Origin of the sequence: Sphingopyxis indica (genome assembly GCF_900188185.1) — a bacterium.
Classification (GTDB): Bacteria; Pseudomonadota; Alphaproteobacteria; order Sphingomonadales; family Sphingomonadaceae; genus Sphingopyxis; species Sphingopyxis indica.
Map to the genome: position 1 here is coordinate 1 of NZ_FZPA01000012.1, position 25,000 is coordinate 25,000.

Consider the following 25,000-nt stretch of genomic DNA (forward strand, 5'->3'; position numbering starts at 1 on the left):
TCGAACAGCGCTCCTCAAGCGATAAATGACGGTATCTCGACATGGCACCACCTGCTTGAGGTGTTGCACTTCGTTTGTGAACTCAGGGGGGTCCATGGGCGCGGCGCTGGTAGAATGGAACCCCGGATCAAGTCCGGGATGACGCAAGGAGTTAGACGCCGATTCGGCTATTTCACGCTGTGCGGAATAGGTCTGCGGCGCTGGGCAGCGACGCCGGTCCGCGCTAAGGCGCGCGCATGGTTGACCTGCTTCTCGACGCCCGCGCGCTGCTGGGCGAATCGCCGCGCTGGAACGGCGCCGACGGACGCCTCTATTGGGTCGACATCGACGCGCACCGCATCCACCGCACCGATCCCGCAACGGCGGCCGACGAAGTGATACAGCTCGATGGGCCGGTCGGCTGCATCGCGCCGCGCGCCGGCGGCGGGCTGATCGCGGGATTGAAGGACGGCTGCGCGCTGATCGACGCCTGGGGCGACACGCCGCGCCCATTCGGACCGCAGATGCTCGCCGGCATCCCCGAACAGCGCTGCAACGACGCCTGCGTCGATGCCGCGGGGCGCTTCTGGGTCGGCAGCGTGACGAGCGACAAGGCGAATCCGGCCGCGCACCTCTATCGCCTCGACCCCGACGGGGCGCTTCACACGCTGTTCGGCGGACTGCTGACGAGCAACGGCGCCGCCTTCAGCCCCGACGGGCGCATCTTCTATCACGCCGACACGCCGACCCACGCGCTGAAGGCCTATGACGTCGATCCGGCGACCGGCCTGCTCGGCGAAGGGCGGCTCTTCCACCAGTTCGAGCATGGCACCGGCCGCCCCGACGGCGGCACCGTCGATGCCGAGGGCTGCTATTGGTCGGCGCTGTGGGACGGCTGGCGCGTCGTCCGCCTGTCGCCCGCGGGCGAACTGCTCCAGACCGTCGAACTGCCGGTGCAGCGCCCGTCGATGATCACCCTTGGCGGACCCGACCTCTGCACCGCCTTCGTCACCAGCGCGGGCAAGAATCTGACCGACGAGGAACGCGCGCGCCAGCCGCACGCCGGCGGGCTTTTCACCTTCCGCGTCGATGTTCCGGGGATCGTGCAGCCGGGGTTCGCTGGTTAGCGGCGTGCGGCGGATCCGTCGCCGGTTCAAAATTTCGCGCAAAGACGCAAAGAGGCAAAGAGGCTGCGCAGGGGAGAACGCGTTGCTTGCCAAGCCGCGCGAAGCGCCTTCCTCCTTTTATCACCGCCTGCGGCGGCAAGAGGCGGGTCAGGTATAGACCCCTCTTTGCGTCTTTGCGTCTTTGCGTCTTTGCGTCTTTGCGCGAAATCCTTACTTCGCTGCGGCCCGACTTGCGCAGGGCCGTCTTATCCGGTTAGGACAGGGCAAGGTTTCATCCGAAACCATCCTTTCCGGGAGATATGATGATGCCGCGTTCCGCGCCCCGCCCTTCCCTGTCGATGCTGCTTGCATCCACCGCGCTGTTCGCGGGTTATGCCGGCATGGACAGCCAGACCCCCGCCGCCGCAACCGAACCCACGGCCGCCCCGGCCGCGACCGAGCCCGTTGGCGGCAACCCGCTGCTCGCGCCATGGACCGGCCCCTTCGAGGGGGTGCCGCCGTGGGACAAGCTCGACCCCGAACTCTTCCCCGACGCGTTCGAAAAGGCGATGGCCGAAACCAAGGCCGAGGTGCAGGCGGTGATCGACAATCCCGAACCCCCGACCTTCGACAACACCTTCGTCCCGATGATGCTCGCGGGCGAGACGATGGAGCGGCTCTTCGCGCTGTGGGGTGTCCAGACGTCGAACAAGTCGACCCCGCGCGTCGAGGCGATCGACGCCGAATGGAGCCCGAAACTGTCGAGCTTCTTCACCGAGCTCAACCTCGATCCCAAACTCTTTGCGCGTTACAAGGCGATATACGACAAGCGCCACGACAGCGGCCTCGACGCGCAGCAGATCCGGATCGTCGAGCGCAGCTATGACGAGATGGTGCGCGACGGCGCCAATCTGTCGCCCGCCGACAAGGCGAAGCTCGTCGCGATGAATGCGAAGCTCGAGGGGCTGTTCTCGGCCTTTTCCTCGAAACTGCTCGCCGACGAAAAGCTCTATACGTTCGTGACCGACAAGGCCGAGCTCGACGGGCTCGAGCCCGCCTTCGTCGCCTCGCTCGCCGCCGCCGCCGAGGCACAGGGCAAGCCGGGTGCGTGGGCGATCAAGAACACCCGCTCGTCGGCGCAGCCGGTGCTCCAGAACGCGACCAACCGGGCCCTGCGCGAAAAAGTGTGGCGCGCCTTCGTGGGTCGCGGCGACAATGGCGATGCGAACGACACCAATGCGACGATCGCCGAGATCCTGAAGCTGCGCCAGGCGCGCGCCGAGCTGCTCGGCTTCAAGACGCACGCCGACTATCGCATGGCCGACACCATGGCGAAGACCCCCGCCAATGCGATGGCGCTGATGATGAAGGTCTGGCCGGCCGCGGTCGCGCGCGTCCACGAAGAGGTCGCCGACATGCAGCGAATCGCCGATGCCGAGGCAAAGGCCGGCACGGGCCCGAAAATCACGATCGAGCCGTGGGATTACCGCTATTATCAGGAGAAGGTCCGCAAGGCGAAATACGACCTCGATGAAAGCGAGGTGAAGCCCTATCTCCAGCTCGACAAGCTGCGCGACGCGATGTTCTGGTCGGCGGGGCGGCTCTACGACCTCGGCTTCCGCGAGAATAGGGGGACGGTCCCGGTGTTCGATCCCAAGGTGAAGACCTTCGAGGTCTATAATCTCAAGACGAACGAAAATGTCGGGCTGCTCTATCTCGACAATTTCGCGCGCGACGGAAAGCGCTCGGGCGCGTGGATGACGACCTATCGCAGCCAGCAGACGCTGGGCGACGACCGCAACGTCCTCGCCTCCAACAACAATAATTTCACCGAAGGCGCAAAGGGCGAACCGACACTCGTCAGCCTCGACGATGCCTCGACCCTGTTCCACGAATTCGGCCACGGCATCCATTACCTGCTCCAGCACGTCACCTATCCGTGGCTCGCGAACGTGCCGCGCGACTTCGTCGAATATCCGAGCCAGGTGAACGAGAATTGGCTGCTGACGCCCGAGGTGCTGTCGAAATATGCGACGCACTATCAGACCGGCGAACCGATGCCGCAGGCGCTGGTCGACAAGATTCTGGCGAGCCAGAAATTCAACCAGGGCTTCGACACGGTCGAATATCTGGCGAGCGCGATCGTCGACATGAAGCTGCACGACCGCACCGAGCCGGTGACCGACATCGACGCGTTCGAGCGCGACACGCTCGCCGAAATCGGAATGCCGAAGGAAATCGTGATGCGGCACCGGTTGCCGCAATTCGGACATCTGTTCAGCTCCGACGCCTATTCGGCGGGCTATTATTCCTATCTCTGGTCCGAAACGATGGACGCCGACACCTGGGCGGCGTTCATGGAAGCGGGCGGGCCGTGGGACCGCAAGGTCGCCGACCGCTTCCGCACCATTTTGCTGATGACCGGCAACGAAACCGACCGTGCCGAAGCCTATCGCGCCTTCCGCGGCCGCGACCCCGATGTGAAGGCGCTGCTCGAACGGCGGGGCTTTCCGACCGATTGAGGCGAGGGATTGGGCAAGGGGGGCTTCGGCCCCCTTTGTTTTGGGGTGGCGAGGGGCTGCTAGCGACCGATTGCGGTCATAAGGGTCCTCCCCGGCACGGGGAGGGGGACCATGCGAAGCATGGTGGAGGGGCACCCTCGGTTTACGCTGCGTTCAAAGAGGGAAAGGCAAACCGCCCGTGCCCCTCCACCACCCTTCGGGTGGTCCCCCTCCCCCAAGGGGGAGGACCGTCTGCTCCCCACCCCAAGTCGGACACCCGCCGCAAAAAAACCACTGTCCTACATCATTCGGCTGTGCCAGCCTTCGTCTCGGCTCTTTCGATAGGTGGATAAAGGCGGTCACGGCCCGGTTTGCGGACGCGGGCGGCAGCCGGCGCGGCATGTTCGGCGAACGCCACCCATCGGCGGCCGCACAAGGCTGAACTTTACTGAACTTTGCAACGGCGCGGACCCGGCTCGCGATAACCGAAGACGGCAAGGACGGGTTACCCCAAAGCCGACACCGCCCCCTCCAGCCGAATCCGCTTGACCCCCATGCAATCCGATATAAATATGATATCATCTTTATATCGGAGGGTGTCATGAGTGATTCGAACCTGACCGCCGCGCTCAATCCGACGCGCGAGGTGCGCGCCGCGACCGCGAGCGGCTATCTGATGCTGTTCGTCTGGCTGGCCTTGCTCGTCATCGCGCTGTGGGCGGGGATCAGCAACGGCACCGCCGACTATCAGGTCGCGTGGAAATGGGCCGTCGTCGTCGTCGCGGCGATTCTCGGCACGCTGATCCTCAGCGGCTTCTATCTGATCAACCCCAATGAGGCCGCGGCGATCCAGCTGTTCGGCAGCTACAAGGGCACCGATCGCGCGACCGGGCTGCGCTGGGTATTGCCGTGGCTGACGCGCAAGAAGATCGCGGTGCGCGCGAACAACATCATCTCGGAGAAGATCAAGGTCAACGACCTGCGCGGCAATCCGATCGAGATGGCGGCGCAGGTCGTCTGGCGCGTGACCGACACCGCACAGGCGCTGTTCGACGTCGACGATTACAAGGAATTCGTGATCGCGCAGATCGAGGCCGCGGTGCGCGCGATCGGCTCGCGCTATCCCTATGACGATATCGAGGACCAGGAAATCACCTTGCGCGGCAACCATGACGAAGTCGGCGCCGAGCTCAAGAAGGCGCTGATCGAACGGCTCGCGGTCGCGGGAATCACCGTCGACGAATGCGGCCTGACCCACCTTGCCTATGCGCAGGAGATCGCCGGCGCGATGCTCCGCCGCCAGCAGGCCGAAGCGGTGATCAGCGCGCGCAAGAAGCTGGTCGAGGGCGCGGTAACGATGGTCGAGATGGCGCTGAGGCACCTGTCCGAAAAGGATGTCGTCCACCTCGACGACGAGCGCCGCGCGACGATGGTGTCGAACCTGATGGTCGTGCTGTGCAGCGAACGCGACACGCAGCCGGTGGTCAACGCCGGGACGCTCTATTGAGCCGTCCCGAAAGGCTGACCGATGCCCGCGCCGTCCAAGAAGGCCTTTGCCCTCCGCCTCGATCCCGCGCTCTATGCGGCGATCGAGCGCGCGGCAGCGGCCGACCTGCGCAGCGCCAATGCCGAAATCGAAGTGCTGCTGCGCGAAGCGCTCGCCCGCCGCGGCGTGAAGGTCGACCCGCCGGCGCCGCCGAAACGCGGACGCCCCCCCAGGAAGGAGACATGACGATGCTGCATCTGTTTATGGGCAAGGAGCCCTGGTTTCGCGTCGAGGATCGCGGCCTGGGAGCCGCGATCCCGATCAAGTGGCAAGGCTGGGTGCTCATCGCATCCTATCTGCTCGCGCTCGCCGGAATCATCGGGCTCGTAGAAGGAACCGGCCAGACGCCGGCCGGAATGGCCTTTGGCCTCGCGCTGCTCGTGACGGCGATCTTCCTCATCGTCGGCCGCAAGCGCACCGACGGTGACAGGCGCTGGCGCCAGGGTTGAACAAGCTGTCGCCAGATCCCTGGATGTCGGCTTTGGGGTGGTTAGCTGTCATTCGACCAAACCCCTCCTCTTCAGAGGAGGGGCAGCGAGACTTGCCAGCTTGCTGGCTTAGTCGCAGCGGGGTGGTGCTAGACGTCTTGCGCGCTATCGCGCGCCACCACCCCCAACCCCTCCTCTAAAGAGGAGGGGCTTATTACGCCCGCTACCGCCCGCAACCCGCCATTTCCACCTCGGCATTGCAAGCCCCCATCAGCGCACCGCAGGGAGGATCGGCGTATTATCCACCGCGCCCGCCGCAAGCGAGCGGGCGGCACCTTGCCCGTCCCCCGCAGGACGGTTAAGGGCGGTCCATGACCGCCGAAACGCCTACCCTCGTCCGCATCGCTCCCTCGATCCTCAGCGCCGATTTCGCCGCGCTGGGGCAGGAGGTCCGCGCGATCGAGGCGGCGGGTGCCGACTGGGTGCATATCGACGTGATGGACGGCCATTTCGTGCCCAATCTGACGATCGGTCCTGCGGTGGTGAAGGCGCTGCGCCCGCATTCGACCTTGCCCTTCGACGTCCATCTGATGATAAGCCCCGTCGACGGCTTCCTCGACGCCTTTGCCGCCGCCGGCGCCGACATCATCACCGTCCATCCCGAAGCCGGACCGCATATCCACCGCAGCGTTCAGCACATCAAGTCGCTCGGCAAGCAGGCGGGCGTGTCGCTCAACCCCGCGACGCCGGCGAAGATGCTCGACTATCTGATCGACGAGATCGACCTGGTGCTGGTGATGAGCGTCAACCCCGGTTTCGGCGGGCAGAGCTTTATCACGAGCCAGCTCCGGAAGATCGAGGCGGTGCGCAAGATGATCGACAAGTCGGGGCGCGACATCAGGCTGGAGGTCGACGGCGGGATCGACGCGAACACCGCGCCGCAGGCAATCGCGGCGGGCGCCGATGTGCTCGTCGCGGGCACCGCGACCTTCAAGGGCGGGCCCGACGCCTATGCCGGCAATATCCGCCGGCTGCGCGGCGCCTGATGGGCGAGGGACGGCCCTTGACCTCGGCCCCCGCCGACCCGCTTCCCGACGCCGAAGCGGCGGTGCCCCTCGACGACACGATCGAACCCGGCAAAAGGCTGATCCGCCTGCCCGCCGACAAGGGGTTGTCCCTGGGCGACCGCATCGCCAATCATATCACGCGCCTGACCTGGCGGACGCCGCTGCACGCCTTTCGCCTGAAAGGGCGCTTTCCGCTTAAGCTGCTCGGCGTTCCCGAAGACCCCGTGCCCGGCGACATGCGCGCGGGCACCGCGATCCGCGCCGGCCACTTCCTCCACCGCGGGCTCAAGCTGTCCATCGGCGAACTCGATTTCGCCGCGCCGGGCGTCGCGCCCGCCTTCGCCGATTATCTGCACAGCTTCGCCTGGCTGCGCGACCTCGCCGCGGCGGGGACGCGCGCCGAGAGTGCGCCGATCGCCGAGGCGATGGTGCGTCAGTGGCTCGCCGCGCATGGCGAGACGGTGAGCGAGCCCGCGTGGAGCGCCGAGAACAGCGGCTGGCGTATCCTCTTCTGGGCGAGCCACGCGCCGCTGATCCTGTCGTCGAGCGACCTCATCTATCGCTCGGCGGTGCTCAACCATCTCGCGCGCGCGGCACGCCACCTCGACCGTATCGCCGACAAGACGCGCCCCGGCGTCGGCCAGCTGGTCGCATGGGTCGGCATCGTCGCGGCGTCGCTGCTGATGCCCGGCGGCGAGCCGAGACAAGTGTTCGGCGAGGCGGGGCTGCGCCGCGTGCTCGAAACGAGCTTCTATGCCGACGGCGGCAATATCTCGCGCTCGCCGCAGGCGCAGCTCGACGCGATCATGGCGCTGGCGATGCTCGCGCGCGCCTATGACATGCGCCGCATGGAGATCCCGCCCTTCGTGCAGGAGGTGCTCGACCGCACCGTGCCCGCGCTGCTCGGCCTGACCCACAGCGACGGCGGCATGGGGAGCTGGCAGGGCAGCGGCGCGACGAGTGCCGAGCAGATCGACGCGATCGTCCGGGCGAGCGGGGTGCGCACGCGGCCGCTCAAGCAGGCGCGCGACTGGGGCTATCAGCGGCTCGTCGCGAGCAAGGTCGTCGTCCTCGCCGACGCGGCGCCGCCGCCGATCGCGCGCGTGACCGAGGCGGGATGCGCCTCGACCCTCGCCTTCGAACTGTCCGACGGCGACGAGCGCATCGTCGTCAATTGCGGCGGCGCGGCGCTGACCGGCGCGACGATCCCCGCCGACCTCGCGCGCGGGCTGCGCACCACCGCAGCGCATTCGACGCTGACGATCGCCGACAGCAATTCGACCGCGATCCTTCCCAATGGCACGCTCGGCAAGGGCGTCACCGAGGTCGAGCTCGACCGGCGCGAGACGCCGCAGGGCAGCAGGCTCGAGATGAGCCACGACGGCTATGCGCGCCGTCACGGGCTGATCCATCGCCGCCTCCTCATCCTCTCCCCCAACGGCCGCGAATTGCGCGGCGAGGACATGCTGCTCCCCGCCCCGCGCAGCCGGCGCAAGAGCGACAAGGGCTTCACCTTGCGCTTTCACCTCGGGCGCAATGTCTCGGCGAGCCTGACCGCCGACAAATTGGGCGCGCTGCTGCGCGTCGCCGGCGGTCCGCTGTGGCAGTTCCGCACCTCCGAAGGCGCGCTCGACGTCGAGGAGAGCCTGTGGGTCGACGGCGAAGGCCGGCCGCACCCGACCGAGCAGCTCGTCGTCACCGGCACCGCGCCCGCGGGCGGCGCGAGCATCGGCTGGCTGTTCAAGCATATCGGCTGACGGCATCGGTGCGTCCGCGATAGCTGCGCCGTAAAATTTGTTCGCACGAAGCCACGAAGCCACAAAGATGGCTTCTTTTCCGTTCGTGCTGCGCTTGCCGAAGCACCGCATTTCTCCTCCGATTGGAGAAAGGAAAGCCCTTCGACAAGCTCGGGGCGAACGGGGTCGAGAGATTTCTTTGTGGCTTCGTGGCTTCGTGCGAATCAAACAACGCCGAGCCTGCCAAACGGGCCGACGCCGTAATATGACACTCACATGACGAACAAGTGACGGAAATATTGGGGGATTGACGCGAAACCGCTTTGCTGGGACTGGCGCGCGACAGAATCGGCGCGGCCGGAAACAGGGGGACATGCGATGAGGATCTTCACGTCGAAGCGCTTGCTGCTATCGGCGGCACTCGCCAGCCTGGTCAGCGGCTGCGCGCCCGCCGAGCCGGTGATCACCGGCCTGCCCCCAGCGCCCGTGACCGCGAGCGGCGAGACGCAGCCGGTCGGCACCAGCCGTGCCGACGCCGCCGACGACCCGGCGATCTGGGTCGATCCCGCGAACCCGGGCCGCGCCCTGATCGTCGCGACCGACAAGAAGGCGGGGCTGCACGTCTATGACCTCACCGGCAAGGACCTGGCCTTTACCAAAGGCGGGCTGGTCAACAATGTCGATGTCGCGGGCGACATCATCGTCGCGAGCGACCGCAACGACGGGGTCAATGCGCATCTCGCGGTTTTCCGCCTCGACCCCGACAAGCCTGCGATCGCTGCGCTCGGCCGCGCGAGCGCGGGAACGGGCGAAGCCTATGGCCTGTGCCTCAGGAAGACGGCGCCGGGCGAACCGGTCACCGCCGCGCTGATCGTGAAGGACGGCACCGTGCGCGTCGGCACGCTGACGATCGAGGGCACGCCGGCCTTCGCCGTGCAGTGGGAATATAAGATCCCGACCCAGTCCGAAGGCTGCGTCTTCGACGGCGACACGCTTTACGTCGGCGAAGAGGATGCGGGCATCTGGCGGTTGGTGCCGAATGGCACGACAGCAGACGCGACGCTCGTCGCGCCGGTCGACAACGAGCGCCTCGTCGCCGATGTCGAGGGTCTCGCGACGATCGACCACAAGGGCGAGCGCTATCTGATCGCGTCGAGCCAGGGCGACAATGCCTATGCGGTGTTCCGTCTGCCGGGGATGGACTATGTCGGCCGCTTCGCGGTCGCCGCAGGCGATTTTGGCGCGACGAGCGAGACCGATGGGATCGAAGCGGTCGCGGGGAATTTCGGCGCGGCCTATCCCGACGGCATCTTCATCGCGCAGGACGGCGACAATGCACCGGACGCGCAGAATTTCAAGATCGTCCGCTGGGACCGCATCGCGGCGGCGCTTGGGCTTTAGAACGCCCGAAAATTCCCCGTCTCCCCGAGCGAAGACGAGGGGCTCGTTCGAGCGAAGCGAGAACCGGCAAGCAAGCGGCCTCGACTTCGCTCGGCAATGCCCCTCGTCTTCGCTCGGGGAGGCGGCTTCTGGGCACTGGTGCCTTGCCCTGACGTTCCATCACGCCTAGGGGAGCCGCGTCTTTCCCGTCTCGCAAAAGGCCGCCTTCCCCATGACCGATCTCGTTCCCGTCCGCCGCGCCCTGCTGTCCGTCAGCGACAAGGCGGGCCTCGCCGAGCTTGCCGCCGCGCTCGTGCGCCACGGCGTCGAGCTGGTATCGACCGGCGGCACCGCCAAGGCGCTGCGCGAGGCGGGGCATGACGTGCTCGATGTCGCCGACCTGACGGGCTTTCCCGAGATGATGGACGGCCGCGTCAAGACGCTGCACCCGACCGTCCACGGCGGCATCCTCGCGGTGCGCGACGACGAGCGCCATGTCGCCGCGATGGACGCGCATGGCATCGGCGGCATCGACCTTGTCGTCGTCAACCTCTACCCCTTCGCCGCGACCGTCGCCAAGGGTGCCCCGCGCGACGACATCATCGAGAATATCGACATCGGCGGCCCCGCGATGGTGCGTTCGGCGGCCAAGAACCACGCCTTTGTCGGCATCGTCACCGAACCGCAGGATTATGCCGCGCTGATCGAGGAGATGGACGCGAACGGCGGCGCGACCACGCTGGCGCTGCGCAAGCGGCTCGCCGCGACCGCCTTTGCCCATACCGCGACCTATGACGGGATGATCGCGAGCTGGTTCGCCTTCGCCGACCAGGGCAAGCTCTTCCCCGACACGTTGCCGCTCACCGCGAAGCTCGCGGGCGAGCTGCGCTATGGCGAGAATCCGCATCAGAAGGCGGCGCTCTACCTTCCCGCCGGCCCCGCCGCGCGCGGCATTGCGCAGGCAAACCAGGTTCAGGGCAAGGAGCTGAGCTACAATAATATCAACGACGCCGACGCCGCGCTCGATCTCGTCGCCGAGTTCCGCGAGGCCGATCCGACCTGCGTGATCGTCAAGCACGCCAACCCATGCGGTGTCGCGACGGCGGTGACGCTGACCGAGGCATGGAACGAAGCGCTCGCCTGCGACAGCGTGTCGGCCTTCGGCGGGATCGTCGCATTGAACCGGCCGCTCGACGGTGCGACGGCGGAGGCGATCGCGGGCATCTTCACCGAGGTCGTCGTCGCCCCCGACGCCGACGCCGATGCGCGCGCGATCTTTGCAAAGAAGAAGAACCTCCGGCTGCTGCTCACCGGCGAACTGCCCGATCCGGTGCGCGGCGGGTTCGTGATGAAGACGATCACCGGCGGCTGGCTCGCGCAGACCCGCGACAATGGCCGCATCACCCGCGACGACCTGAAGGTCGTGACGACGCGCACGCCGAGCGACGCAGAAATCGCCGACGCGCTCTTCGCCTGGACCGTCGCCAAGCATGTGAAGTCGAACGCGATCGTCTATGCCAAGGGCGGCGCGACCGCGGGGATCGGCGCCGGGCAGATGAACCGCCGCGATTCGTCGCGCATCGCTGCGGTCCGCGCGCGCGAGGCCGCCGAGGCCGCGGGCTGGGCAAGCCCACGCACCGTCGGCAGCGCGGTTGCGAGCGACGCCTTCTTCCCCTTCGCCGACGGCCTGCTCGCCGCCGCCGAGGCCGGCGCGACCTGCGTGATCCAGCCGGGCGGCTCGATCCGCGACGACGAGGTGATTGCCGCGGCGAACGAGGCGGGGCTGGCGATGCTGTTCACCGGGATGCGTCATTTTCGACATTGATTCGATAGTGCGGGTCGCCCCGGCGAAAGCTGGGGCCGCTAGAGCAAATTGCGCGAAATCTGAATCATCCGCATCCCCGAGCCCTTCGACTGCCCTGGCGGGCGCTCAGGATGAACTTCGGCCTTTGGCCGAAGACGAGGGGCTCGTTCGAGCGGAGCGAGAACCGCAGCGTCGCAGCCTCGACTTCGCTCGGCACAGCCCCTCGTCTTCGCTCGGGGAAACGGTGCAGATTTCCGGCACGATGCGCTAGCGGTTTGCTCGTCGGTGTTGGACAAGGCCGATGGCGGCCCCAGCTTTGCCGGGGCGACGAGTGGAGCTTGCAGGGGCTTCCTTTCGCACCACGCGGGCGGCATAGAAGCGCTGCGCCGGCCGCGCACGCAAAGGACCCGCATGACCGCCACCACCCGCAACAAGTCGATGATCCAGAATCTCTACAACTGGACCATGGAGAAGTCGGCGCATCCGCACGCCGAATATTGGCTCGCGCTGGTCTCCTTCGTCGAGGCGAGCTTCTTTCCGATCCCGCCGCATCCGATGCTCGGCCTGATGTGCCTCGCCGAGCCGAAGAAGGCGGTACGCTATGCGATCATCTGCACGCTCGCGTCGGTCGCGGGCGGCTGCCTTGGCTATGCGATCGGCTATTTCCTCTATGAAAGCGTCGGGCTGTGGCTGCTCGGCGCGCTCGGGCTGACCGGCAGCTTCCCCGCCGCGGCCTGCTATTTGCGCGACTATGGGGCCGAAATCATATTGGTGAAGGGCGCGACGCCGATCCCGTTCAAGCTGCTGACGATCACCGCCGGCTTCATCCACATGAATTTCGTCACCTTCCTGTGGGCGAGCCTCGCGAGCCGCGCCTTTTCCTTCCTGCTCGTCGGCATATTGTTCCGGCTGTTCGGGGCGCCGATCAAGGCGTTCATCGACAAATATCTCGCGTGGGTCGCGGGCGGTTTTCTGGTCGCGGTGGTCGGCGGCTTCCTGATCGCCGGCGCGCTGTCGGGCGGCGGCGAGAAGACCGCCGACAAGTGCAGCCATGCGACGCTGGAGAGCATCGGATTGGAAGGGAAATAGGGACAAGTCGCAACAGCGCGTGTGTCCCCGCGAAGGCGGGGACCCATCTCCTGCCGGTTCGGAATAGCGCAGTCGGGTGATGTGCCCCCGCCTTCGCGGGGGCACAGGACATTATATCGCGGCGCCTATTCGTTCGCCTCTGCATGCAGCCAGTCGGCGTGGCGCGGGGCCTTCTTGGTCCGGCTCCACTCCTCGAGCATCAGCGGCGCGACGCGGGCGAGTTCGGCATATTGCTCGTCGGTGCCGATGTCGCACGCAAGCTCGACGCGGTGGCCGTTGGGGTCGAAGAAATAGATCGACTTGAAGATGCCGTGGTGCGTCGGGCCGAGCACGTCGACGCCGTTCGCTTCGAGATGCGCCTTGGCCGCGACAAGCTCGTCATAGCTTCCGACCTTGAAGGCGAGATGCTGGACCCACGCGGGCGTATTTTCGTCGCGCCCCATGTCGGGCTGGTTCGGCAGCTCGAAGAAGGCGAGGATATTGCCACCGCCTGCGTCGAGGAAGACGTGCATATAGGGATCATATTCGCCGGTCGAGGGCACATGATCCTCGGCAAAGGCGGTCGTGTAGGTCATGCCGAGCATGGCCTCGTACCATTCGACCGTCGCCTTCGCGTCCTTGCAGCGGTAGGCGGCGTGGTGAACGCCGCCGAGTTTGATCGGACTGGTCATTCGGCGGGTTCCTTTTCGACCGCCAGCGCGCCGCGGCGGATCTGGTCGAGTTCCATCGACTTGAAGAGCGCGGTGAAATTGCCCTCGCCGAAGCCCTCATCCTTCTTGCGCTGGATGAATTCGAAGAAAACGGGGCCGATCACCGTCTGGCCGAAGATCTGGAGCAGAAGGCGCGGATCGCCCTCGGCGGTCGAACCGTCGAGCAATATGCCGCGCGACTTCAGCTCGGCGACCGGCTCGCCGTGGCCGGGCAGGCGTTCGGCGAGCAGCTCGTAATAGGTTTCGGGCGGCGACGGCGCGAAGGGGTTGCCGAGCGCGGCGAGCTTGTCCCACGCGGCGTAGAGGTCGTCGCAGGCGAAGGCGATGTGCTGGATGCCCTCGCCATTATAGGCGCGCAGATATTCCTCGATCTGCCCGCCGCCGCCCGCGCCTTCCTCGTTCAGCGGAATGCGGATCTTGCCGTCGGGGGCGGTCATCGCCTTCGACGTCAGGCCGGTATATTCGCCCTTGATGTCGAAATAGCGGATCTCGCGGAAGCCCGCGATACGTTCGTAGAACGCCGCCCAATGCGCCATGCGCCCGCCATAGACATTGTGCGTCAGGTGGTCGATCACCTTGAGCCCGGCACCGACCGGGTGGCGATCAACGCCCTCTTCGTAGACGAAGTCGATGTCGTAGATGCTGAGGTCGTCACCATAGCGGTCGATCAGATAGATGATCGACCCGCCAATGCCGCGGATCGCGGGCAGGCGCAGTTCCATCGGGCCGGTCTTGACATGGGCCGGCTCGGCGCCGCGTTCGATCGCCTCTGCATAGGCCTTGGCGGCGTCGCGGCAGCGCCAGCCCATGCCGCACGCCGACGGGCCGTGCTCGGCGGCGAAATAGGCGGCGGGCGACCTGGGCTCGTAATTGGCGATCAGGTTGATGTCGCCCTGGCGCCACAATTGCACGTCCTTCGACCGGTGGCGCGCAACGCGGGTGAAGCCCATGCGTTCGAACACCGGTTCGAGAATCCCCTTTTCGGGGGCGGAGAATTCGACGAATTCGAATCCGTCGAGGCCCAGCGGATTTTCGAACAGGTCGGCCATGGTCATTCCCTCATATGGTTTCAATTGAAACTATTATGAGGGATTGAGGCGGATGAGTCAATGCGGCCCTCCCGACGTCGATCAGAAACGCAGGGGCAGCAAATTTTGAATCACGCGAAGGCGCGAAGGCGCGAAGACGATGGCTCGGGCCGATGGGTCCCGATTTCATTTCACGCTGCGTTTGATGCGACGTCGAAGCGAAAGGCCGCTTCGCGGCGAGCGCGATCTCTTCGCGTCTTCGCGTCTTCGCGTGAAACCCTTTCCTACGCCGCCGCTTCCTCGATCGCTTCCAGCGCGTCCATCCACGCCGCCTCGACCGTTTCCAGCTCGGCGGCGAGCTTGCCGCGGCGTTGCGCGAGGTCGCCCATCGTCAGCCTGGCGAGCGCGGGTTCGGCGCTGGCAGGGTCGAACATCGCGCGGTCGATCGCGCTGATCTGCTGCGCGAGCTTTCCGGCCTTGGCCTCCAGCTCCTTCGCCGCCTTGCGCAGCGCCGCCTGCGCCTCGCGTGCCTTTGCGGCCTCCTGCCGCGCCGCCTTGGCATCCTTGGGCTTGGCCGCGGGCTTCGCATCGTCGTTCGCCGCCGAGCCCTTGCCCGTTCCCTGGCCAAGGATGAAGGCGACATAATCGTCCATCGTCCCGTCGAACTCGCGCGCGGTGCCGCCGTCGACGAGCACCAGCCGGTCGGCCGCCATTTCGAGCATGTGGCGGTCGTGGCTGACGATCAGCACCGCGCCGTCATAGCCGTTCAGCGCCTGCACCAGCGCCTCGCGCGCATCGACGTCGAGGTGGTTGGTCGGCTCGTCGAGGATGAGCAGGTGCGGCGCGTCGCGCGTGATCAGCGCGAGCGCGAGCCGCGCGCGTTCGCCGCCCGACAGCTTGCGCACCTCGGTCGTCGCCTTGTCGCCCGAAAAGCCGAACCGCCCCAGTTGCGCGCGCACCGCGCCCGGCGTCTTGCCCGCCATCACGCGTGTCATCGCTCCAAGCGGCGTATCGGCGCCGTCGAGTTCCTCGACCTGATATTGGGTGAAATAGCCGACGCGTATCCTGCCCGCGACCGCCACCCCGCCTTCCTCGGGCTTGAGCTGCGCCGCGAGCAGGCGCGCGAGCGTCGTCTTGCCGTTGCCGTTGCGCCCCAGCAGCGCGATGCGGTCATCGGGGTCGATGCGCAGGTTGAGGCGCCGCAGCACCGGCTCGCCCGGCGTATAGCCGACGCTCGCATAATCGAGCGTGATCAGCGGCGGCTTCAGCTCGTCGGCAGGGCTCGGAAAATCGAACACCAGACTGGGGTCCTCGGTGAGCGCGGCGATCGGCTGCATTCGGGCCAATTGTTTCGCGCGCGACTGCGCCTGCTTCGCGGTCGAGGCGCGCGCGCTGTTGCGTGCGATATAGTCCTGCAGCTTGGCGCGCTGCGCATCCTGCGCCGCCTTCGCCGCGGCGAGTTGTGCGACGCGCTCGGCGCGCTGGCGTTCGAACGCGTCATAGCCGCCCGGATAGAGCGTCACCTTGCCGCCTTCGAGGTGGAGGATATGGTCGACGACATTGTTCAAAAGGTCGCGTTCGTGGCTGATCACAACGAGCTGCCCCGGATAGGCGCGCAGGAAGCTTTCGAGCCACATCGTCGCTTCGAGATCGAGGTGGTTCGACGGCTCGTCGAGCAGCAGCAGGTCGGGGTTCGAGAAAAGCAAAGCCGCGAGCGCGACGCGCATCTTCCACCCGCCCGAGAAGCTATCGAGCGGCTGCGCCTGCATCGCCTCGTCGAAGCCGAGGCCGCCGAGAATGCGCGCGGCGCGCGCCGGTGCGGTATAGGCGTCGATCGCGATCAGCCGCTCGTGGATGTCGCCGAGCCTGTGCGGGTCGGTTTCGGTTTCCGACGCCGCGATCAATTCGGCGCGCTCGCCATCGGCGGCGAGCACGGTCTCGAACGGCGTCGCGCTACCGCTCGGCGCTTCCTGTGCGATATAGCCGATGCGCGTCTTGCGCGGCATTTCGATGCCGCCCTCGTCGCCTTCGAGGCTGCCGATCATCGCCTTCATCAGGGTCGACTTGCCCGCGCCATTGCGCCCGATCAGCCCGGTCCGGCTCTTTGCCGGCAGGCTCGCGCTCGCGCGGTCAAGGATGGTGCGCCCGCCGAGGCGCACGGTAAGGCCGTTGATCGTCAGCATGGCCGCGCCGCCTAGCACGGCGCGCGCGCGCGCCCAAGGGGCTGGATGCCCGCGCTCGCGGAACCCGCGCGAGGGGGCGGTGGTTGTTCGAAGGATCGCCGCGCAGCGTCGGTGCTTTATCGACCAACGCGGCGCTGGCCGCCGGAGGACGCTCATGCTATCATCGCGCCACGATCCCGAATATTCGAACCTGCCCAGTCCCGACAAGTTCCAGCCGCCCGACGGCGGCACGCCGAACCCACACGGCCTCCTCGTAAATGCGACACTCGGAGAATGCCATGCAGTCCCCAGGAGATTTTGAGATGTCCAGGCGCGGCATGCTCGCCGCCAGCGCAGCGTCAGCGGCGGTGACCACCATCCCCGCTGCCCGTGCAAAGACCGCCTCTGCCCAGCCCGCGCCGTCGATGGCCAGGATCGCGCTGACGGTGAATGGCGAGGCGCGCGAACTCGAACTCGATACGCGCACCACCCTGCTCGACGCGCTGCGCGAGCATCTTCAGCTGACCGGGACCAAGAAGGGCTGCGACCATGGCCAATGCGGCGCCTGCACGGTGATCGTCGATGGCCGGCGGATCAACAGCTGCCTGTCGCTCGCGGTGATGCACGATGGCGACACGGTGACGACGATCGAGGGGCTCGGCACCCCCGACGACCTGCACCCGATGCAGGCGGCCTTCATCGTCCACGACGGCTATCAATGCGGCTATTGCACGCCGGGGCAAATCTGCTCGGCGGTCGCGGTGCTCGAAGAGATCGAGGCGGGAATCCCCAGCCACGTCACCGGCGACCTGACCGCGCCTGCCGAGGCGACGAATATGGAAATTCGCGAGCGGATGAGCGGCAATATCTGCCGCTGCGGCGCCTATTCGAACATATTGGAGGCGATCACCGAGGTCGCGGGGAGGCAGGCATGAAGGCCTTCACCTATGAACGCGCGGCGACGCCCGCCGGGGCGACCGCGGCCTTTGCCAAGGCGCCGGGCGCACGCTTCATCGCGGGCGGCACGAACCTGCTCGACCTGATGAAGCTGCAGATCGAAACGCCGGCGCATCTGATCGACGTCAGCCGCCTCGCGCTCGATACGATCGAGCCGACGAAAGAGGGCGGGCTGCGCATCGGCGCGATGGTGCGCAATACCGACCTTGCCGCCGATGCCCGCGTGCGGCGCGACTATGGCCTGCTCACCCGCGCGCTCGTCGCGGGCGCGTCGGGGCAGCTGCGCAACAAGGCGACGACCGCCGGCAATCTGCTCCAGCGCACGCGCTGCCCCTATTTCTATGACACCAACCAGCCGTGCAACAAGCGCCAGCCGGGCAGCGGCTGCGCCGCGATCGGCGGGGTAAGCCGCACCCTCGCGGTCCTCGGCGCGAGCGAGGCGTGCATCGCGACGCATCCGAGCGACATGGCGGTCGCGATGCGCGCGCTCGACGCCAGCGTCGAAACGGTCGACGCGGCGGGCAAGGCGCGCGCGATCCCGATCGCCGATTTCTACCGCGCGCCGGGGACCACGCCGCATCTCGAAACCATGCTCGAGCCCGGCGAGCTGATCACCGCGGTGACGCTGCCGAAGCCCATGGGCGGCACGCATATCTATCACAAGGTGCGCGACCGCGCCTCCTACGCCTTTGCGCTGATCTCGGTCGCGGCGGTGGTGCAGAAGGACGGCAGCGGGCGCGTCGCGCTCGGCGGCGTCGCGCACAAGCCGTGGCGCGTCGAGGCGGCCGAGGCCGACATGCCGCGCGGCGCGAAAGCCGTCGCGAGCGGGCTGCTCGCCGGTGCGACGCCGAGTCACGATAATGCCTACAAGCTGCCGCTGGTCGAGCGAACGCTCGCCGGGGTGCTGGCCGAAGCGAAGGGTTGAGCCATGAAATTCGACACGCCCGCGACGACCAACCCGATCGACCGGCTCAAGGTGATCGGCAAGCCGACAAACCGCATCGACGGCCCGCTCAAGACCACGGGCGCCGCGCCCTATGCCTATGAGCAAAGGGATATTCCCGCCAACGCCGCCTATGGCTTCATCGTCGGATCGGCGATCGCCAAGGGGCGGCTCGTGTCGGTCGACACCGCCGATGCCGAAGCCGCGCCCGGCGTGCTGACGATCGTTACCGCGGCCAATGCCGGCACGCTCGGCAAGGGCGATTTCAACACCGCAAAGCTGCTCGGCGGCCCCGACATCGAACATTATCACCAGGCGATCGCGCTCGTCGTCGCCGAGACGTTCGAACAGGCGCGCGCCGCCGCGGCGCTCGTCCGTGCCGACTATGCGCGCGCCAGGGGCGCCTTCGACCTTACCGCCGCGATGGATTCGGCCGCCCCGCCCAAGCCGATGTTCGGGACGATCGCCGACACCGCCGTCGGCGATTTCGACGCCGCCTTCGCCGCCGCGCCGGTGACGCTCGACGCGCGCTACACGACCCCCGATCACAGCCATGCGATGATGGAACCGCACGCGACGATCGCGGCGTGGGAGGGTGACAGGCTGACGCTGTGGACCGCGAACCAGATGGTCGCCTGGTCGGTCGGCGACATGGCGAAGACGCTCGGCATCCCCAAGGAGAATATCCGCCTCGTCTCGCCCTATATCGGCGGCGGTTTCGGCGGCAAGCTGTTCATCCGCGCCGACGCGCTGATGGCGGCGCTCGGCGCAAAGGCGGCTAAGCGGCCGGTGAAGATCGCCCTGCCCCGCCCCTTCATCGCCAATAATACGACGCACCGCCCCGCGACGATCCAGCGCATCCGGCTCGGCGCAACGAAGGACGGCAAGATCACCGCGATCGGGCACGAAAGCTGGTCGGGCGACCTGCCCGGCGGCGGCCCCGAAACCGCGGTCGGCCAGACGCGCCTCCTCTATGCCGGTCCCAACCGGATGACGAGGATGCGGCTCGCGGTGCTCGACCTGCCCGAAGGCAATGCGATGCGCGCGCCGGGCGAAGCGCCGGGGCTGATGGCGCTCGAGATCGCGATGGACGAAATGGCCGAAAAGCTGGGAATGGACCCGATCGACTTCCGCATCCTCAACGACACACAGGTCGATCCCGAAAAGCCCGAGCGGCCTTTCTCGCAGCGCCAGCTCAACGAATGCCTGACGACCGGCGCCGGCAAATTCGGCTGGGCGAAGCGCAGCGCGAAACCCGGCGCAGCGCGCGACGGGCGCTGGCTGACCGGCATGGGCGTCGCCGCCGCCTTCCGCAACAATATCAATGCGACCTCCGCGGCGCGGGTGCGACTCGACAAGGCGGGGGTGGTGACGGTCGAGACCGACATGACCGACATCGGCACCGGCAGCTATACGATCATCGCGCAGACCGCGGCCGAGATGATGGGCGTGCCGCTCGACAAGGTCGTCGTGAAACTCGGCGATTCGGCCTTCCCCGTTTCGGCAGGATCGGGCGGGCAGTGGGGGGCGAACAGCTCGACCGCGGGCGTCTATGCCGCCTGCGCCAAGCTGCGCGAAGCGGTGGCGGCGAAGCTTGGCCTCAACGCCGCCGACGCCGAATTCGTCGATGGCGAAATACGCTCGGGTGACCGCCGCGTATCGCTCGGCGAAGCGGCGGGCGATGCCGGCCTCGTCGCCGAGGACAGGATGGAATATGGCGACCTTGCCGACAAATATCAGCAATCGACCTTCGGCGCGCATTTCTGCGAGGTCGGGGTCGATGCCGCGACCGGCGAGATCCGCATCCGCCGTATGCTCGCGGTGTGCGCCGCGGGGCGCATCCTGAACCCCAAGGCCGCGCGCAGCCAGGTGATCGGTGCGATGACGATGGGCGCGGGCGCCGCCTTGATGGAGGAGCTGGCGGTCGACAAACGCTTCGGTTTCTTCGTCAACCACGACCTTGCAGGCTATGAGGTGCCCGTCCACGCCGACATCCCGCATCAGGAGGTGATCTTCCTCGACGAAACCGACCCGACCACCTCGCCGATGAAGGCGAAGGGCGTCGGCGAGCTTGGCATCTGCGGCGTTGCGGCGGCGGTCGCCAACGCGGTCTATAATGCGACCGGGGTGCGCGTGCGCGACTATCCGGTCACGCTCGACAAGCTGCTGGGCGGACTGCCCGCGATCGCATGACCGGGCGGGGCCGTCAGCGGAGGTCGGCCGGACGGTCGATGTCGGCGAGTTCGGCCGCCGGCGCCGCGACGAGCCGCGCCGCACCGAGCAGCGCACGGCCGCCGCGATCGCCGCTGCTGTCGCGGAGGGTGTCGAACAAGGACCGCGCGAAGAGCGCCGGGGGCATCGCGATGCCCTCGCGCGCCGACGCCACGACGGGCGCTTCGTCGGGGTCGAAGCCGGCGAGCAGCGCGCGCAAATGGTCCGTGCGCACGAAGGGCATGTCGCCGAGCAGCACGAGGGCCGCCCTTGCCCCGGCTACAGCTGCCGCTTCGATACCGAGCGCGAGCGAGTGCGACAGGCCGAGCTCGGGCTCCGCATTGACCTTTATCGCAAAGCCGAGGCGTGCGAACTCGCCGGCGAGCGGGCTTTCCTCGGCGCACACGGCGATCCGCACCCCAGCGTCGAGGTCGGCGATACGCCGCGCGGCGTGGAGCGCGAGCGGCACCCCGCCGAGCGGCTCGGCGAGCTTGTCGCGCGCGCCGAAACGCTGCGACCGGCCCGCGGCGAGCAGGACCGCCGCAATTGCCTCGGGTTCGATCATCGCCTGCTCTCCCACGCGCCGCGCGCTGCGCACGGCCGCAGGAATGCCAGCCCAATGACCGGCTTGGCAATCCGTCCCGACGATATTCTGCGCTTCGTGGGCGCGTGCGCCGATGAGGGCGTGGCGGCGGCGCTCGTCACCCTGACGGCAATCGAAGGTTCGTCGCCGCGCGCGATCGGGGCGCAGATGGCGGTCGCCGAAGACGGCCGTTCGATCGGCTCCTTCTCGGGCGGCTGCATCGAAGCGGCAGTGGTCGCCGAGGCGCGCGGCGTCCTGGCCGCCGATCGGGCGAAGCTGGTGCGCTTCGGCGCGGGGTCGCCCTATATCGACGTGCGCCTGCCGTGCGGCGGCGGCATCGACCTGCTCTTCACCCCGCGCCCCGACCGCGCGGCGATCGACGCGGCGCTGGCCCGGATCGACGCGCGCCAGGGCGGCGCTCTGATCCTGTCGCCGCGCGGCGTCCATGCGGCCCAGGCCGATGTCGAAACGGGATGGGATGGGGACAGTTTCGCGCTTCGCTACCCGCCGCGGCTGCGCATCGTCGCGATCGGGCAGGGCGAGGATCTGATCGCGACCGCGCGGCTCGCGCAATTTTACGGCGCCGAAACGCTCGCCTTTTCGCCGCTGCCGCGCGATGTCGCCGCGCTCGAATGCCAAGGCATCGCGGCGCGCCACCTCGCGACGCGCCACAGGCTGCCCGCGCTATGGTCGGATGCCTCGACGGCATTCATCTTTCTGTTCCACGATCGCGATTGGGAGGAGACGCTGCTCCCCTGGGCGCTCGCGCAGCCCGCCTTCTATATCGGCGCAGTGGGAAGCCCGCGCGCGCAGGCCGCGCGGCGCGGGATGCTGGCGGCGAACGGTGTCGACCGCACGGCGCTCGCCGCGCTCAGGCCGCACGTCGGCCTGATCCCCTCAACCCGCGACCCCGCAACGCTCGCGCTCTCGATCGTCGCCGAAATCGTCGAAATATTCGGGGCAGGCACGAGCGTCGCCGGCGTTTCGCGCGAGCATGGCGTTACAGCAAGCGATGCCGCTAAACGCCAAATGCCGTTCGGGCACGATTGACGATCACCCAAGCAGCCCCGACTGGAGCAGCCGACTGTCGTTTGGGCATATTCAAAAGACGCTATCGTCCGTTCACGACCGGTAGGGGCATTCTGCGCCTTATATCGTCATTCCAGCGAAAGCGGATATCCAAGGCGTGCGTCGGCTAACCCACACTGGATTCCCGCGTTCGCGGGAATGACGAAGATGGGGAACGGCCGCTTTCGACCCCAAAGCCGCCATTCAGGGGGGCCGAAGGGCTCCGTTCCAGACACGAAAAAGCCCGCCATCTCATTGAGAAAGCGGGCGATTATTGGTTGCGGGAGTAGGATTTGAACCTACGACCTTCAGGTTATGAGCCTGACGAGCTACCGGGCTGCTCCATCCCGCGCCAATTGGGCAGGTGGCGTGCGCCACCGACATGTGAATGGGTTTCTTCGACCATACGCCGGCTGCAATGCCTGGCGACGTCCTACTCTTCCGGGGCTTAAGCCACAGTACCATCGGCGCTGTCAGGTTTCACGGCCGAGTTCGAGATGGGATCGGGTGGGTCACTGACGCCATGGTCACCAAGCAATGAAGCCGGCGTAGGTCAAAAAGGGTTCAATCGATGCCCGTGCAATATGGCTGTTTCATATCATCCACATCATCGGACAACCCCTTCAGGATTGTCGTTGATGGTGGGACTCTTCAAGCGCGAATAGAGCAATTAGTATCGGTTAGCTCCATGCGTTACCGCACTTCTACATCCGATCTATCAACGTGGTGGTCTTCCACGGCTCTGTGAAATCTTATCTTGAGGGAGGCTTCCCGCTTAGATGCTTTCAGCGGTTATCCCGTCCATACATAGCTACCCTGCTGCGCGGCTGGCGCCACGACAGGTACACCAGAGGTATGTTCAACCCGGTCCTCTCGTACTAGGGTCAACTCCTCTCAAATTTCGACGCCCACGGCAGATAGGGACCAAACTGTCTCACGACGTTCTGAACCCAGCTCACGTACCACTTTAATTGGCGAACAGCCAAACCCTTGGGACCTGCTCCAGCCCCAGGATGTGATGAGCCGACATCGAGGTGCCAAACGATTCCGTCGATATGAGCTCTTGGGAATCATCAGCCTGTTATCCCCGGCGTACCTTTTATCCGTTGAGCGATGGCCCTTCCACTCGGGACCACCGGATCACTATGACCGACTTTCGTCTCTGCTCGACTCGTCAGTCTCGCAGTCAGGCAGGCTTATGCCATTGCACTCTCGCAGACGGTTTCCAACCGTCCTGAGCCTACCATCGCGCGCCTCCGTTACTCTTTAGGAGGCGACCGCCCCAGTCAAACTACCCGCCACAGAGGGTCCCTGATCCAGTTTCATGGATCGAGGTTAGACATCAGAAAACAACAGGGTGGTATTTCACCTATGGCTCCACATCGGCTGGCGCCAATGCTTCAAAGCCTCCCACCTATGCTACACAGTTCTTTCCTAATGCCACTCTGAAGCTGCAGTAAAGGTGCACGGGGTCTTTCCGTCTAACCGCGGGTACTCCGCATCTTCACGGAGAATTCAATTTCGCTGAGCATCTCCTGGAGACAGTGGGGAAGTCGTTACGCCATTCGTGCAGGTCGGAACTTACCCGACAAGGAATTTCGCTACCTTAGGACCGTTATAGTTACGGCCGCCGTTTACCTGGGCTTCGTTTCGGAGCTTGCACCCCTCCACTTAACCTTCAGGCACCGGGCAGGCGTCAGACCCTATACGTCGTCTTGAAGCCGACTTAGCAGAGTCCTGTGTTTTTGCTAAACAGTCGCTACCCCCTGGCCTGTGCCCCCTGCAACTGGTTGCCCAGATGCAGGGCCTCCTTCTTCCGAAGGTACGGAGGCAATTTGCCGAGTTCCTTCAGGAGACTTCTCTCAAGCGCCTTGGTATACTCTACCATCCCACCTGTGTCGGTTTAGGGTACGGTCTATACGGTGGGGCTATTTCCTGGATCTGCTTCGAAGCCTGACCAATCCAATAAGGACAGACAACTTACGCAAACCGTCACACACCACCAGGCCCACGAATATTAACGTGGTTCCCATCGACTACCCCCTTCGGGCTCGTCTTAGGGGCCGGCTTACCCTGCTCAGATTAGCTTTAAGCAGGAACCCTTGGGATTTCGGCGAGAGGGCATCTCACCCTCTTTATCGCTACTCATGTCAGCATTCGCACTTCCGATACCTCCACGACCCATTACCAGATCGCTTCATCGGCCTACGGAACGCTCCGCTACCGCGTGTATTGCTACACACCCTAAGCTTCGGTGCACGTCTTGAGCCCCGTTACATTTTCGCCGCAGGATCTCTTATTTAGACCAGTGAGCTGTTACGCTTTCTTTAAAGGATGGCTGCTTCTAAGCCAACCTCCTGGTTGTTTTGGAAATCCCACATGCTTTCCCACTTAGACGTGACTTGGGGACCTTAGCTGTAGGTCAGGGCTGTTTCCCTTTTGACGACGGACCTTAGCACCCGCCGTCTGTCTGCCGGATATTACTCTTGGGTATTCGGAGTTTGGTTAGAATTGGTAGATCTCGCGACCCCCGCATCCATCCAGTGCTCTACCCCCCAAGGTATTCATCCGACGCTCTACCTCAATAGATTTCGCGGAGAACCAGCTATTTCCCGGTTTGATTGGCCTTTCACCCCTAAACACAACTCATCCGACAATTTTTCAACATTGAACGGTTCGGCCCTCCAGTGCGTGTTACCGCA

The 25,000-nt window shown here is 65.9% G+C and carries 18 protein-coding genes, 1 tRNA gene and 2 rRNA genes (1 of these 21 cut by a window edge); 14 read left to right on the forward strand and 7 right to left on the reverse strand.

The genetic code is table 11. From position 1 onward, the window contains the following. Positions 1 to 236 precede the first annotated feature (236 nt). The 10 genes from CHB69_RS14880 (at position 237) to CHB69_RS14925 (ending at position 12,636) form a co-directional block, all read left to right on the forward strand. Positions 237 to 1,106, forward strand: coding sequence for an SMP-30/gluconolactonase/LRE family protein (locus tag CHB69_RS14880; RefSeq protein ID WP_089216816.1), 870 nt, complete (start codon positions 237 to 239; stop codon positions 1,104 to 1,106). Between the two features lie 305 nt (positions 1,107 to 1,411). Further along, positions 1,412 to 3,607, forward strand: a complete 2,196-nt coding sequence (locus CHB69_RS14885; RefSeq protein ID WP_089216902.1) for a M3 family metallopeptidase — start codon at positions 1,412 to 1,414, stop codon at positions 3,605 to 3,607. A 580-nt stretch (positions 3,608 to 4,187) separates the two neighbouring features. Further along, positions 4,188 to 5,093, forward strand: a complete 906-nt coding sequence (locus CHB69_RS14890) for an SPFH domain-containing protein (RefSeq protein WP_089216817.1) — start codon at positions 4,188 to 4,190, stop codon at positions 5,091 to 5,093. Between the two features lie 21 nt (positions 5,094 to 5,114). Next, positions 5,115 to 5,318 carry a type II toxin-antitoxin system antitoxin gene (locus CHB69_RS14895; RefSeq protein ID WP_089216818.1) on the forward strand — a complete coding sequence of 68 codons (204 nt, stop codon included), beginning with the start codon at positions 5,115 to 5,117 and terminating at the stop codon, positions 5,316 to 5,318. 2 nt (positions 5,319 to 5,320) lie between these two features. Further along, positions 5,321 to 5,581 carry a hypothetical protein gene (locus CHB69_RS14900; protein WP_141134005.1) on the forward strand — a complete coding sequence of 87 codons (261 nt, stop codon included), beginning with the start codon at positions 5,321 to 5,323 and terminating at the stop codon, positions 5,579 to 5,581. A gap of 350 nt (positions 5,582 to 5,931) precedes the next feature. Beyond that, positions 5,932 to 6,606, forward strand: a complete 675-nt coding sequence (rpe, locus tag CHB69_RS14905; protein ID WP_089216820.1) for a ribulose-phosphate 3-epimerase — start codon at positions 5,932 to 5,934, stop codon at positions 6,604 to 6,606. After that, positions 6,606 to 8,384, forward strand: a complete 1,779-nt coding sequence (locus CHB69_RS14910) for a heparinase II/III family protein (RefSeq protein ID WP_089216821.1) — start codon at positions 6,606 to 6,608, stop codon at positions 8,382 to 8,384. The genes rpe and CHB69_RS14910 overlap by 1 nt, the downstream gene beginning before the upstream one ends. Before the next feature lie 357 nt (positions 8,385 to 8,741). Beyond that, the gene (locus tag CHB69_RS14915) at positions 8,742 to 9,764 is read left to right on the forward strand and encodes a phytase (RefSeq protein ID WP_089216822.1); all 1,023 of its coding nucleotides are present in this window, start codon (positions 8,742 to 8,744) and stop codon (positions 9,762 to 9,764) included. Positions 9,765 to 9,975: 211 nt separating this feature from the next. Then, entirely contained in the window at positions 9,976 to 11,568 is a 1,593-nt protein-coding gene (gene purH / locus CHB69_RS14920) for a bifunctional phosphoribosylaminoimidazolecarboxamide formyltransferase/IMP cyclohydrolase (RefSeq protein WP_089216823.1), read from the forward strand. Positions 11,569 to 11,985: 417 nt separating this feature from the next. Beyond that, complete coding sequence (locus CHB69_RS14925; protein WP_089216903.1) at positions 11,986 to 12,636, forward strand: YqaA family protein; 651 nt, start codon at positions 11,986 to 11,988, stop codon at positions 12,634 to 12,636. 125 nt (positions 12,637 to 12,761) lie between these two features. On the opposite strand, the gene CHB69_RS14930 is transcribed toward CHB69_RS14925, so the two are convergent. The 3 genes from CHB69_RS14930 to CHB69_RS14940 all read right to left on the reverse strand — a co-directional run bounded on the left by CHB69_RS14930 (position 12,762) and on the right by CHB69_RS14940 (position 16,557). Next, complete coding sequence (locus CHB69_RS14930; RefSeq protein WP_089216824.1) at positions 12,762 to 13,307, reverse strand: VOC family protein; 546 nt, start codon at positions 13,305 to 13,307, stop codon at positions 12,762 to 12,764. Further along, positions 13,304 to 14,395, reverse strand: coding sequence for a 4-hydroxyphenylpyruvate dioxygenase (gene hppD, locus CHB69_RS14935; protein ID WP_089216825.1), 1,092 nt, complete (start codon positions 14,393 to 14,395; stop codon positions 13,304 to 13,306). The genes CHB69_RS14930 and hppD overlap by 4 nt, the downstream gene beginning before the upstream one ends. A gap of 263 nt (positions 14,396 to 14,658) precedes the next feature. After that, on the reverse strand, positions 14,659 to 16,557 hold the full coding sequence (locus tag CHB69_RS14940; protein WP_089216826.1) for an ABC-F family ATP-binding cassette domain-containing protein: 1,899 nt from the start codon (positions 16,555 to 16,557) through the stop codon (positions 14,659 to 14,661). A 278-nt stretch (positions 16,558 to 16,835) separates the two neighbouring features. On the opposite strand from CHB69_RS14940, the gene paoA reads away from it, so the two are divergent. The 3 genes from paoA to paoC are packed head-to-tail and all read left to right on the forward strand — an operon-like array spanning position 16,836 to position 20,629. Continuing rightward, positions 16,836 to 17,471, forward strand: a complete 636-nt coding sequence (paoA, locus tag CHB69_RS14945; protein ID WP_089216827.1) for an aldehyde dehydrogenase iron-sulfur subunit PaoA — start codon at positions 16,836 to 16,838, stop codon at positions 17,469 to 17,471. Continuing rightward, positions 17,468 to 18,418: an FAD binding domain-containing protein gene (locus CHB69_RS14950; protein ID WP_089216828.1), complete on the forward strand. Its 951-nt coding sequence runs from the start codon at positions 17,468 to 17,470 to the stop codon at positions 18,416 to 18,418. The genes paoA and CHB69_RS14950 overlap by 4 nt, the downstream gene beginning before the upstream one ends. Positions 18,419 to 18,421: 3 nt before the next feature. After that, the gene (paoC, locus tag CHB69_RS14955) at positions 18,422 to 20,629 is read left to right on the forward strand and encodes an aldehyde oxidoreductase molybdenum-binding subunit PaoC (protein WP_089216829.1); all 2,208 of its coding nucleotides are present in this window, start codon (positions 18,422 to 18,424) and stop codon (positions 20,627 to 20,629) included. A gap of 13 nt (positions 20,630 to 20,642) precedes the next feature. Here the strand turns inward: paoC and CHB69_RS14960 are convergent, their stop codons facing one another. Then, positions 20,643 to 21,245, reverse strand: coding sequence for a nucleotidyltransferase family protein (locus CHB69_RS14960; protein ID WP_089216830.1), 603 nt, complete (start codon positions 21,243 to 21,245; stop codon positions 20,643 to 20,645). 21 nt (positions 21,246 to 21,266) lie between these two features. Here CHB69_RS14960 and CHB69_RS14965 point away from each other — a divergent pair, with 21 nt between their 5' ends. Continuing rightward, positions 21,267 to 22,280 carry an XdhC family protein gene (locus CHB69_RS14965; RefSeq protein ID WP_089216831.1) on the forward strand — a complete coding sequence of 338 codons (1,014 nt, stop codon included), beginning with the start codon at positions 21,267 to 21,269 and terminating at the stop codon, positions 22,278 to 22,280. 293 nt (positions 22,281 to 22,573) lie between these two features. Here the strand turns inward: CHB69_RS14965 and CHB69_RS14970 are convergent. The 3 genes from CHB69_RS14970 to CHB69_RS14980 all read right to left on the reverse strand — a co-directional run. Next, positions 22,574 to 22,650, reverse strand: a tRNA-Met gene (locus CHB69_RS14970). Positions 22,651 to 22,718: 68 nt separating this feature from the next. Beyond that, positions 22,719 to 22,833, reverse strand: a 5S ribosomal RNA gene (rrf, locus tag CHB69_RS14975). A 115-nt stretch (positions 22,834 to 22,948) separates the two neighbouring features. Then, positions 22,949 to 25,000, reverse strand: a 23S ribosomal RNA gene (locus CHB69_RS14980); it runs 740 nt beyond the window's last position.